This is a genomic window from Nostoc sp. ChiQUE02, from assembly GCF_034531305.2.
GTDB lineage: Bacteria > Cyanobacteriota > Cyanobacteriia > Cyanobacteriales > Nostocaceae > Nostoc.
The window spans coordinates 15131-27393 of the sequence record NZ_JAVRBN020000062.1; the positions used below are offsets into that span (position 1 = coordinate 15131).

9 protein-coding genes are annotated in these 12263 nt (G+C 43.3%); 2 read left to right on the plus strand and 7 right to left on the minus strand.

Annotated elements, in window-relative coordinates; all coding sequences use genetic code 11:
* Positions 1-1458: an AAA-like domain-containing protein gene (locus tag RM347_RS32145; protein WP_322718711.1), complete on the minus strand. Its 1458-nt coding sequence runs from the start codon at positions 1456-1458 to the stop codon at positions 1-3.
* A gap of 364 nt (positions 1459-1822) precedes the next feature.
* On the opposite strand from RM347_RS32145, the gene RM347_RS32150 reads away from it, so the two are divergent.
* Positions 1823-3391 carry a calcium-binding protein gene (locus RM347_RS32150; protein ID WP_322718712.1) on the plus strand — a complete coding sequence of 523 codons (1569 nt, stop codon included), beginning with the start codon at positions 1823-1825 and terminating at the stop codon, positions 3389-3391.
* Between the two features lie 314 nt (positions 3392-3705).
* On the opposite strand, the gene lpxD is transcribed toward RM347_RS32150, so the two are convergent.
* The 5 genes from lpxD to RM347_RS32175 all read right to left on the minus strand — a co-directional run bounded on the left by lpxD (position 3706) and on the right by RM347_RS32175 (position 8018).
* On the minus strand, positions 3706-4758 hold the full coding sequence (lpxD, locus tag RM347_RS32155) for a UDP-3-O-(3-hydroxymyristoyl)glucosamine N-acyltransferase (RefSeq protein WP_322718713.1): 1053 nt from the start codon (positions 4756-4758) through the stop codon (positions 3706-3708).
* Between the two features lie 133 nt (positions 4759-4891).
* Positions 4892-5974 (minus strand): hypothetical protein, encoded by a 1083-nt coding sequence (locus tag RM347_RS32160; RefSeq protein ID WP_322718714.1) that lies wholly within the window; start codon positions 5972-5974, stop codon positions 4892-4894.
* Between the two features lie 238 nt (positions 5975-6212).
* Positions 6213-7451: an NAD(P)/FAD-dependent oxidoreductase gene (locus RM347_RS32165; RefSeq protein ID WP_322718715.1), complete on the minus strand. Its 1239-nt coding sequence runs from the start codon at positions 7449-7451 to the stop codon at positions 6213-6215.
* Positions 7452-7500: 49 nt separating this feature from the next.
* On the minus strand, positions 7501-7665 hold the full coding sequence (gene rd, locus RM347_RS32170) for a rubredoxin (RefSeq protein ID WP_322718716.1): 165 nt from the start codon (positions 7663-7665) through the stop codon (positions 7501-7503).
* A 158-nt stretch (positions 7666-7823) separates the two neighbouring features.
* Positions 7824-8018 (minus strand): hypothetical protein, encoded by a 195-nt coding sequence (locus RM347_RS32175; protein ID WP_069070730.1) that lies wholly within the window; start codon positions 8016-8018, stop codon positions 7824-7826.
* A gap of 421 nt (positions 8019-8439) precedes the next feature.
* On the opposite strand from RM347_RS32175, the gene RM347_RS32180 reads away from it, so the two are divergent.
* Positions 8440-8997 (plus strand): SRPBCC family protein, encoded by a 558-nt coding sequence (locus RM347_RS32180; RefSeq protein WP_322718717.1) that lies wholly within the window; start codon positions 8440-8442, stop codon positions 8995-8997.
* Positions 8998-9341: 344 nt separating this feature from the next.
* On the opposite strand, the gene clpB is transcribed toward RM347_RS32180, so the two are convergent.
* Entirely contained in the window at positions 9342-11960 is a 2619-nt protein-coding gene (gene clpB, locus RM347_RS32185; protein WP_322718718.1) for an ATP-dependent chaperone ClpB, read from the minus strand.
* Positions 11961-12263 lie beyond the last annotated feature (303 nt).

Consider the following 12263-nt stretch of genomic DNA (forward strand, 5'->3'; position numbering starts at 1 on the left):
CTAACTGAGGCGATGTTGGAAATATTGGCGGTACAAATTGCAGCGTGGCATCACTTTATTGTCATTACAATATACCACTAGACCCATACTGTGTAATTTAAACGCTGACTCCGAATCTAATTCTATCGGTACTAAACTCTTCACCACCTGGCTAAAAGCTGCCACTAAATTTGGATGATCGTCGAGATTACACAAATGCCCTCGGAGATGATCACTGTAAATTCCAGCTTCAGTTGGGGCTGTTTGCAATAACTGCTCAAGTGTAATGTCTTGATGTTGAACGTGATAAAGAGCTAGCCGGACTAAATAAGGATGTCCTCCTACCATGTCCATCAGTTTTTCGATTTGAGCATCAGTCCAATTTAGCCCTTGATGACGCGCAACTAAAATTTGGACTTGTTCTTGATTAAACTCTTGTAATTCAATGCTCAACCCAACATTAAAGGGAGATTGATTGATATTTAACGGAATATATACTTCTTTGGAATGTACCAAAACTAGCCGGAGTTTTTTCCAGAGTTCGCTGCTGCGATCGCCATACTTTGCATACTCATACCAAGCTCGTAACAGGTTAAAAAAGTCTTCAGCGATGTCACGATGGGGAAAAATGCGATCGACACCATCTAAGCTAATTACTAATGGGCTGTCGATTTCTTCTAACAAACACTCTTCAAAGTAAGCGGTGGTTTTATCCTTACTGCCATAAATGCTCCAGTAATCATCTAACTGATGAAGCTGCTTCAATTTCCTACCAACACTTTCACAGAACCAGCGTAAAAATGTATCCAAGCTAGTGAAAACTGCTTTATCTGCTAAATGGAAGCTGATGGATACTGTTTGACAGCCATGCTTTCTAGCTTCATCAAGAATCCTTGCCATTAGCGAGGTTTTGCCCATCTGCCTAGATGCTTTGATGCGAATTAGAGCACCTGGCTGCAAAATTTCTTGAAAACAGCGATCTTCAATAGGAGGGCGTTCAACATAAAAGCTAGAAGTGAGAGGGACTTGACCTACAGGGAATTCTGCTTCTGTATTCAGTTGGGGTTGTTCATTGGCGTCTGTGCTTAGTAATGCTTCCCTATTTCCTTCAATAACTGAATTATTGGATGTCGTTTTCTCCATTGTTAGTTGTGAAGATGACATCAGCTTCTGAGGCTGTAAAATAGCCTCAAACCGCTTTGGTGATGCAGTCCAGGAAAGGCGCTGCCGCTCTAATGCTGCTTGAAAATTCTTTTTACTGACCTTTTCGCCAAATGCTGCTGATAGCATCTGCCATAACTTAGGGCCAACATCATGCTGTAAGTATTCGGTAGTGTAGCCATGAGTTTGGGCTATCTCGTCATACTTCTTCCCTTGCCAAGAGCTACGCAATATTGTTACTTCAATATCTTTCAGATGTCTTTTTGTCTGAGCAACTATTGCTGCATCTAATATTTTGAATGCTGTTTCAAAGTCCATTGCTCATGGATGAATCACAACTATTTATATATAGAGCTACAGTCCGAATTTTCAACTTTCCAGATTTTTCCACAAATAATATTCAAATGGCTGAAATCAAGACTTGGACTGATTCAGCAAAGATTACTCACCTTAAATTTACTTACTTAACCTTAATTGACCTCTGGTGTCGTTTAATTTATTGAAATTAAACTCCTTAAATTATCCACATTTACCTTTTTGAGTTCAAGAGAGAACCTAGTAATAACAGCAACCGCAGTTATTTGGCATTAGACAAATCTAACTTTGTTGAGAAATTTGTCTCAAGCCAAAATCAGGTAAACAACACTCAAACTCACAACTAAATCAAAGGATATACAAAATTATGGCGATTATTAGTGGAACCCCAACCCCTGCTGACGACAAAATTATAGCTGATGCAGCAAACGATAAAATCGATGCTCTGACGGGTAATGATACGGTTTTTGGTGGCGGGGGCAATGATACTCTAATAGGCAACTTTGGTAATGATTCTCTATCAGGGGGACTTGGTAACGACTTCCTCGATGGTGGATTCAACAGAGACACCCTTGATGGTGGCACGGGTAACGACACTCTCAACGGTGGCGATGACAATGACAGCCTTTCTGGTGGGACTGGAAACAATCTCGTTAATGGCGGTGCAGGTAAAGATATTCTCATCGCTCAAAACGGGAACTTTCCGACTATAGGTGATGTTGGCGATACCCTGATTGGGGGTGCAGGTGATGATGAACTGCGTGTCGAACTTGCATCAAATTATTTCTTGACCAATAATCAGCTGTTCGTTGGTAATTTAGCCCACCAGTTTTCTGAGATAGAGAATGTCCGGCTTACTGGTACTTCGGGTAATGACACGATTAATGCGTCTCAGGCTCTGTTGTCAGGGCGAACCTTTCTCTTTGGTGGTGCAGGTAATGACACCATCATAGGTAGCCGTGGTCTTGACCAGATCAACGGTGGTGATGGTAATGACAGCATAGTAGGAGGGACGGGATTTAACTTTCTCCGTGGCAATAATGGCAATGACACCCTTATCGGTGGAAATGACGATAATAATCTTAATGGTGGAGAAGGGAATGACTTCCTCCAAGGTGGAGCCGGGAGGGATAGTTTTTCCGATAGTGCCTTTGATGGAGCGGGTGATGACCAATACATCGGGGGAGGAGATGAGGACTTCCTATTTATACAGGGCGACAATAACTTTGAAATGTTCTCATTTGTCAATGACCCAAACAAAAGCCAACTCAAAGGTGGCAAATTTGGCCCCTTTGCCAATCTCGATGACTCAGCCACAGGTACTGATACCCTCCAAAATATTGAAAACGTCGAAATCCAAGGAGGCGCTAGCAACAATCGCATAGATGCCAGTCGCACCAACCAAAATGTCAACGTATTTCTTCGTGGTTTAGATGGCAGTGATATTCTGCTAGGCGGTAGCGGTAACGATGTACTATCGGGTGGATTTGGCAACGATCGCCTTGAGGGAAACGCAGGTAACGATGTCCTAAATGGCGATCTTGGCAATGACACACTTGTCGGAGGCGCGGGTAATGATACCCTCTTTGGTAGTGGTGGCTTTAATACCGGAGAGATAGATGTTTTAACAGGAGGAGTTCTATTTCAAGGAGTTCAATCTGTTGATAACTTCAGCCTAAATAGCTCCTATCGGCAAGCTGGTCATGCTATTATCACAGATTTCTCTTTAACAGATGGGGACAAGCTCAATCTTCGCGGTTCCGCTAGCGATTACACATTTGTACAGCAAAAGTTTAGTACTGGTACTTTTACAAATTCCTCATCAATCTTAGATACGGTAATCTTCTTCGGAGCACCCGCTTTCGGTGATGTTATTGCTGTGGCCGAGGATGTCAGTTTGAGTGCGCTCACTCCTGGGATTACGTTCACTATCTAACGCTTTTAATAGGGACTTCCGAATAAAAAATAATCAATCGCGGAGTTAGCAGGGGGGGAATTTTAGAAGTTGCCAAATCATCCCACTGTTTTGCAACGCCATTTTTTGGAGTTCCCTTATATAAAGTTGCTGCCCAAAATCCCCGATTTCTTTAAAAAGTCGGGGATTTAATTCCATTACAGCAGCAGCTTAGGGACTTCCAGAAAATAAATTATCCAAATTTACTCAGATAAGATTTTTCTTTCTCCCCCTGCTCCCTGCTCCCTGCCCCCCTGCCTCCACAGCAATAGGATATTTTTTTAGTTGGAAGTCCCTTAATCATTGCTATTTTTGAATTGACGTTGCAATTGTTTTAGCGATTGATAGATATCTGGCAGGCGACTATAAACAGCGCACACCTTGAGATACATTTTGTGAGGAACGGCTGGAGTTCCAGAGACAATTTCTCCTGGTGGAACGTCGCTGTGAATTCCACTTTGAGCAGATGCGATCGCCCCATCTCCCATTTTCACTTGATTGGCTATTCCTGTTTGTCCAGCTAAAATAACGCGATTTCCCAGTTTAACACCTCCGGCCATGCCAGCTTGACCTGCGATCGCACAGCCAGCACCGATTTGGCAACCATGACCTATTTGCACTAAGTTATCAATTACTGTATTGCGACCTATCCGTGTTTCTCCAACTGCTGGGCGGTCAATGGCACTGTTGCAGCCAACTTCCACGCCATCTTCTAAAACTGTATAGCCGGATTGTTCCATTTTTAACCAACCAGTGCGGGTAGGAACAAAACCAAAGCCTTCTGCACCGATGACAGCACCACTGTGAATGACGCAATCTGCACCGATGTGGGTGCGTTCGTGGATAGTACAGTTGGCGTGTAAGGTGGTGCGATCGCCTATTTTGGCATCTGGATAAATCACCACATTGGGATGAATGATTGCGCCATTGCCAATTTCCACCCCTTGTTGAATCACAGCATGGGGGCCAATGTAAACATCACTACCAACTTTTGCGGTGGAGTGAATCACGGCGGTGGGATGAATTTCTGGGATGGGGCGATATGGTTGGTAAAAAAGTGCGATCGCTTTGGCAAACAATAATCGCGGATCTGGGGTCGCTAGCCAGACAATACCTCTCTGGTCTGCAAGCAACTGTAATTTTTCGTCCCGGGGCAAAATTAAAGCAGTAGCATTGGTCTTGCCGACAAAAGACCCAAATTTTGCACCTTCTACATAGCTAAGAGTACCGATGCTAGCTTCATCAATGGCTGTTACCCCTGTAATTTCTGGGTCATGCTCTGGGTTGCTAGTCAGGCTATGATTGGTGGTCGCGTCACCAAATTGGCGGAGGATTTCGCTGAATTTCATTGTTGGGTGTGTTCAAAATTGATCTACAATCGCAAGATAATTTTCCCTCTTTATGCTCCAATACAATAATTTTGTAGACGCGTAGCGGTGAGGCAATCAGACTGTTTCTAGTTTCGCTTCAGGTTGGATTACTTCACTGACATTCTTCTGTTGATGGCTCTCGTGAGCTTACTTTCACTGAATCTTGTCTCAATAGCGTCTTGAGGCGTTGATTATCTTCGGCGGCAATCGTTTCACCATAGTGATGAAGTTGAAAAAGCTGGCAATAACGGTTTTGTTTGGCGCAAATCAAGCAGCCATAGGCATGATTGCCGTTAGTACCGCATAGCCGATGTCCCATCACCGGGCCGAGAGAAATATTTTGCTCGCTAGCAACAGTGCTGATAATTGAGCGCACTTTGGACTCAAACTCCAATGACAAGTATTGCTTACGTCCTGGTTGTGTACGATCCCATTCTGGAACGATTAATTCCTGTTTTAACAGACTCGCTTCAATCTCTTCAGACATCACAAGCCCAGATAGAATAACGTGACGGGAAACATGAGGCAATAATGTACGTGCTAATTGCCACATTAAGGCTTCATCAAACCACTCTTCAACCAGTGGACGCAGATACCAACAACAGGGAATGCCTAGGTTTACTAAATCTTGCAACAACTGTACCCGACTCTGAATTGAGGCTTGCTCATAGCCTGGTTTCAAGGGTGGTAGACTAACAAAGACAGTGACTCGAAGTGAATGAGGTCGCTCTAGAGTTGTTTTGAGGCGTTCTAGAAAAGATTGACCCGGATGGACTTTGGTAGTTATGTAGACCATGTTGGCAGCTTTGCGGTCAATCAGTGCATCCAGAATTGATAGTACGCGTTCTCGATGGGCTGGAATAAAAGGGTCAGAGTAATCGCACAGTGAAATTGGAAAGCCCTTTTGTCCCTCCTGAGTAGCAAAAATGCAATCTAGCAAAAGATCGAGCAGGTCAACTGGAGATGAGACATCCTGAAAGTTTTGTGGATAATGATGCCAGTCACGGTCTTGATGACAGACACAATAGGCACATTCAATCGGGCAACGGTTCTGGACATTTGGTAGAAATGGATTCAGGCTGAAGTATTTTACAGCACGCTCCTCATCAGGAATACCAAGTGCTGGAAAGCCATGCAGCATATACTGGCTTCTCTGCAACGTAATTTCAGGCGCAGCTTTTTTATCAGTATTCATATATTTTTTATGAAAAAAGTAATACACCCAGAAAAATTTGTCTTCTCTAGGGTGGCTGGTGTGAATGTAGAGTGGCAAGGTGGGAAATGCTGGAGGATTAATAAGAATTTTGATAAGTAAATATAATTAAGTAGCGATCGCTTGTTCCTAAAGAACTGGTAAATGGGTTCGGGTTAACACGGAGAAAAATCTCCGCGTCTTTGTGTCACTCCAAATCCATCAATTTTGGATCGGCAGACTATTCGTGGCTAGTCGCCATTGCCACGCCTGCTAAATAACCGGTTGTCCAAGCGCTTTGGAAGTTAAACCCACCGGTAACGCCATCAATATCTAAGATTTCTCCGGCAAAATAAAGACCAGGAACTAACCGACTTTCCATTGTCTTGAAGTTGACTTCTTTGAGCTTGACACCGCCACAGGTAACAAATTCTTCTTTGAAGGCTCCTTTACCATTGATTAAGTATTGTCCCTGAGTAAGTTCTTGCACCAGTTGATTTAAGGTTTTACTAGATATTTCTGCCCAACGGTCTTCTGTGGTAATGCCTGCACGAGCAATGATATATTGCCAGAGACGATGGGGTAGATCGACGCCGCGATGCAATGCGATCGCTTTTTTTCCCCATTCATCCTTAACTGCTAAAACTTTTTCTCGCACTTGTTCTTGTTGCAAATCAGGCAGCCAATTAATCAGTAATCTGGCTTGATAGCGGCTTTCGTGCAGAACTCTCGCACCCCAAGCAGAAAGCTTCAGAACTGCGGGACCACTTAAACCCCAGTGGGTAATTAGCAATGGCCCAGTTTGTTGTAATTGGGATTTTCCGCCCGCAGATAACCGTAACTGAGCAGGGTTAACACTAACTCCAGCCAATTCCCGCAGCTTTTGATCGACAATGTTAAAGGTAAATAACGAGGGTACTGGCGGTTCAATTTGATGACCTAACTCTCGGACAATTTTATAACCCGCAAGGCTACTGCCGGTCGCCAGAAGTAGGCGATCGCATTTAATCGTCTCTTCCGACTTCAGAATAATATCAAAACCCCCATCTGCTAAGGTTTTCACTGAAGTGACAGGTGTACCGATACGGAGTTTTACCCCAGATGTCGCCACCGCTTTAATCAGACATTCCACAATGGTTTCTGAAGTATTGGTTACAGGAAACATCCGGCCATCAGCTTCAGTTTTTAGATAGACTCCACCAGCAGCAAACCAAGCTACTGTATCTTGAGGCCCAAACCGAGTCAAAGCACCCCGCAAAGCTTTTGCACCTCTGGGGTAATTTTGCACTAACTCCTCAGGATCAAAGCAAGCGTGAGTGACGTTACAGCGTCCGCCACCAGAAATTAGCACTTTCGCTAGGGGTTGGCGACTGGCTTCGAGTAAAGTAACTTGGGCACCAGGATTGGCTTTAGCACAAGCGATCGCGCCAAAAAATCCTGCTGCCCCACCCCCAATAACTACGATTCGTAACGGTAGCAAATTCTAAAATTTCTCAATAGCACGTACTTTACTAGGCTAGCCGTTATTTTCACTCTTCAACCAGTTCAAATTGGTCTTTTGTGGCACCGCAAACTGGACATGACCAATCATCCGGTATATCTTCAAACACTGTTCCCGATGCTATGTCGCTATCTGGATCGCCTACTTCTGGGTCATATTCATAGCCGCAAACACTACATATATACTTTGCCATGTTCGTTTCCCCTAATAAATAGTTGGCATTGCTTCACTATTAAATACTTTTGGCAGTGAGTCAAAATAGGCAGGCTACAATTCTTAAACGAGACTACGGCATGAAAATCAAACCGCTTCGCGGAGTCATTTGTCATTAGTCATTTGTCATTGGTCATTTTAAAAACGCCACCATGTCCTTTGAGCGTAACTGATAATCCCGATCGCGATCGCCCCTAGTAGCAGTAGCCAAATAATTCCACCTGGAATAAAAGTGAGAATACCAAAGCCTCTCAGTACCCAGACGGCGACACTAACGCCGAGAAGAATACCAAAAATCTGGATTAATCTACGATTTAAAGAAGATTGACTCACCTAATTTTCCTCTCAACTCAACAGACATTACACTTGATATTGATAATTAAGATATGAAGTTACGATAAAGTTGCAGTTTTATCAGAAATAACACGTAAAAATCGAGAGATGCTATCCAAACATTGAGATAAGGTGCTTGAGATTAGGTCGTGTTTGTGCCATTCTAGCTGTAAACAATGCAGTTTTTCATCTACAAGTATTCTTCCGATCAGCTTCATTTAAGTATTAATTGTGTTAATAGTGATAAGAAACACATTTTTTCCAGTAAAGTAACTGAAATAATTACCAAAAAATCACTGTTTCCGGAAAAGATAGGCATTACACTGGAACTAAAATTTAATGGGTTGGATCTAATCAAGTTTTATGGCTTGTAGTTTCAACTCCATTTAGGTGGATGAGTTGAGGAGTAACTTAAATCATTATGTCTGCGTCTTATATATCAGACTCAATTATTGCAGGTTCAGATATGGCTTGGAATCAAGACAAGCAAAATTTGCTGGTACAGGGTGAAATTTTGGTAGAAACGCGATCGCACAAGACATGGGGTGGCGCTGTGACAGCCTGGATGTATTTGCCGATGGTGCGATCGCAAGTTTGGCAGCAATTAACTGATTATCCCCGGTGGGTGCAATATTTTCCCGATATCACTAAAAGTGAGGTAGTACATAAAGGTGAAGTCAAACGCCTCTATCAAGCAGCACAAAAAGCCTTCTTCTTTTTCACGGCTCAAGTAGAAATTTATCTCAACGTTGCAGAAGTGTTGGGGCAGCAAATTCAATTTCGTATGGAAAAAGGAACTTTTGAGGACTTTAACGCCAATTTAGAACTCAAAGATTGCGGTAATGGCACAATACTCGCTTACACTGTGCAAGCTACACCTCTTATTCCAATTCCATCAATTTTCATTCAACAAGCAATGAACTTAGAGTTGCCTGCAAACATGCGTAAAATGCGACAAGTGCTTTGTAAGAGTCAATAAAAGCAATGTCACAGGCAAAAATAGGGCGCACAGCTAGCTGTGCGCCCATGCGATATATCGTGTTCGGGTAAAGACTTATCATTTAGACCGCAGTTCTTGCTGGGGGCAGGGAGCAGGGGAAAAGAAGCTTTTACAATTTTTGCACAGATGTGGTAATCATAAGTGATTAACCGGACTTGATAATACAGCAGTTTTCTTTTGCATAAAGTACAAAAAATAATTAAATTTCATATAATTATCAAGAATATTTTTCCTACTATTAAATTTGTGAAAAATGTCACAAAAAAACGCAAAGACGCGTTTGTTTAACTTTGCGTCTTTGCGCGAGGATATTACTTACTGAATTAGCTAGTAAATATCTCAACAGGTAAGCGACTAAAAGAAAGACGCTCATTTTGGACATCTACAAAAATGGTGTTGCCGTCGTTGAATTCGCCGCGCAAGATGGATTTAGCAATTTGAGTTTCTAACTCGCGTTGAATCGCTCGCTTCAGTGGACGCGCTCCATATACGGGGTCATATCCTACTTCTGCTAAAAAGTCAAGTGCACTATCCGAGAGCTTGAGGGATATTTTGCGATCGCTAAGTCTTTGCCGCAATCTCTCCACTTGCAACAGCACAATATGCCGCAATTCTTTCTTATCTAAACCGTGGAAGATGATGATTTCGTCAATCCGGTTTAGGAACTCTGGACGGAAACTATTCCGCATCGCTTCCATCACCCGACGGCGCATTTCGTCGTAGTGGGCGTTATCCCCAGCGACATCAAGAATGTACTGCGAACCGATGTTGCTGGTCATGATGATAATAGCGTTCTTAAAGTCTACCTTATGTCCTTGGGCATCAGTAACGCGTCCATCATCAAGAATTTGCAAAAAGATATTAAATACATCGGGGTGTGCTTTCTCGATTTCGTCGAAGAGAATCACTGAGTAAGGACGACGACGAATCGCTTCTGTAAGTTGTCCCCCTTCTTCATAACCCACGTATCCTGGAGGCGCACCGATTAACCGGGAGACGGCGTGTTTCTCCATGTACTCCGACATATCGATTCGCACCAGCGCATCTTCGCTATCGAACATATACGCCGCCAGCGCTTTTGCCAATTCAGTTTTACCCACACCCGTAGGCCCAAGGAAAATAAAGCTAGCGATGGGACGATTAGGATCAGCCAGTCCAGCCCGCGATCGCTGAATTGCATCCGCTACAGCTGTGACTGCTTCTTCTTGTCCAACCACCCGGCGGTGCAGTTCATCTTCTAAATGCAGCAGTTTTTCTTTCTCTGATTCCACCAACTTGCTGATGGGAATTCCTGTCCATTTAGAAATAATTTCGGCAATATCAGCTTCTGTGACTTCTTCCCGTAATAGTGATTTACCACTTCTTTGGGCGCTTGCCAATTCAGCTTCTACTGCTTCCAATTGACGATGCAAACTGGTTAAATTACCGTATTTCAACTCAGCAGCGCGGTTCAGGTCGTAGTCGCGTTCTGCTTGCTGAATCTCTAAGTTGACCCGTTCAATCTCTTTTTTAACAGACTGAATTTTGTCAATGATATCTTTTTCAGACTGCCATTGAGTATTCAGTGTTCTTTGTTCTTCTTTGAGATCGGCAATTTCTTTTTCCAGTCTTTCTAGGCGTTCGCGAGAAGCGGCATCGCTTTCTTTTTGTAGCGATAGCTTCTCCATTTCCAATTGCAGAATCTTGCGATCGATTTCGTCGAGTTCTTCTGGTTTGGAGGTAATCTCCATTTTTAATCTCGCGGCGGCTTCATCTACCAAGTCAATGGCTTTATCAGGGAGGAAGCGATCGCTAATATAACGACTCGACAATACAGCGGCGGCAACTAAAGCACTATCAGAAATCTTCACCCCGTGGTGGTTTTCATAACGTTCTCTCAACCCACGCAAAATCGAAATACTATCTTCTACACTAGGCTGATCGACATAAACCTGCTGGAAGCGTCTTTCTAGTGCGGCATCTTTTTCGATATGTTTGCGGTATTCATCTAGAGTTGTCGCCCCAATACAGCGCAATTCGCCCCGCGCCAACATCGGTTTTAACAAGTTACCAGCATCCATCGCGCCTTGGGTTGCACCAGCACCGACAACGGTGTGAATTTCATCAATAAATAAAACAATATTACCGCCAGATTCAGTAACTTCTTTTAATACTGCTTTCAAGCGTTCTTCAAATTCACCCCGAAATTTGGCCCCTGCAATCAAAGCACCCATATCTAAAGAAATCAACTTGCGGTCTTTGAGGGATTGGGGTACATCACCTGCAATAATGCGCTGTGCTAATCCTTCAGCGATCGCAGTTTTACCAACACCTGGTTCGCCAATTAGCACAGGATTATTCTTAGTGCGGCGAGAGAGAATTTGGACAGTGCGACGAATCTCATCATCTCGCCCAATCACTGGATCGAGTTGACCTTTACGCGCAGCTTCTGTGAGGTCACGCCCGTATTTTTCCAGTGCTTCGTATTTGCCTTCTGGATTTTGATCGGTCACTTTTTGGCTCCCCCGAACTTGTTTAATAATATTTTTGAGTTTGCCTTCGTCTAAACCAAACTCTTGGAATAAAGCTTTGCCAAAGCGGTCATCTTTAGCGTAAGCCAACAATAAGTGTTCAATTGAAATATATTCGTCTTGAAACTCTTTGCGATATCCGTCTGCTCGATCTAGAAGTGTATCCAAGCTGCGTCCTAAGTAGACAGAACTGCTGCTACCAGATACTTTCGGCTGACGTTGAAAAAATTGTTCAGTGCGATCGCGCAGTTTTTGGAGGTTAACACCCGCCTTGGTGAGAATCCCAGTTGCTAGACCATCTTGTTCTAGCAGTGCTTTCATCAGGTGTTCACTTTCAATTTGCTGTTGTTGATATTGTTTAACAATATCGGGGGTATGGGCGATCGCTTCCCAGGCTTTTTCTGTAAATTGGTTAGGATTAGTAGGTTGCATATAGGCGGGCTTTTAGAGAAACTACTCTAGACGCACAAGGCATAGAGAGACAAATAGTCTCTCACAAAGACATTGTAAAAAAAGGTAAGCTTTTAGCTGGATCGGTCTTCACGTCTTTGTAGAGTAGTAGTATTACCGCTCTTGCTAGTTTTTATGCCGTCTTTTGGTTGATCTACAAACAACTTTTCAAGGCTAAACATAAACTAAAGCGATCGCCCTGAGCATCCTATAGGAATCCGATTTGATTTCTGAAAAAATCTAAGTATCTGTAGGGTGTGTTATCGGCGAGAGTACGGCACCAAA

Bases quoted from the DNA above. Each gene is read 5' to 3' on its own strand.
- lpxD (WP_322718713.1), bottom strand. From the start codon at position 4,758: ATGAAATTCAGCGAAATCCTCCGCCAATTTGGTGACGCGACCACCAAT.
- RM347_RS32150 (WP_322718712.1), top strand. From the start codon at position 1,823: ATGGCGATTATTAGTGGAACCCCAACCCCTGCTGACGACAAAATTATA.
- RM347_RS32145 (WP_322718711.1), bottom strand. From the start codon at position 1,458: ATGGACTTTGAAACAGCATTCAAAATATTAGATGCAGCAATAGTTGCT.
- rd (WP_322718716.1), bottom strand. From the start codon at position 7,665: ATGGCAAAGTATATATGTAGTGTTTGCGGCTATGAATATGACCCAGAA.
- RM347_RS32180 (WP_322718717.1), top strand. From the start codon at position 8,440: ATGTCTGCGTCTTATATATCAGACTCAATTATTGCAGGTTCAGATATG.
- RM347_RS32160 (WP_322718714.1), bottom strand. From the start codon at position 5,974: ATGAATACTGATAAAAAAGCTGCGCCTGAAATTACGTTGCAGAGAAGC.
- clpB (WP_322718718.1), bottom strand. From the start codon at position 11,960: ATGCAACCTACTAATCCTAACCAATTTACAGAAAAAGCCTGGGAAGCG.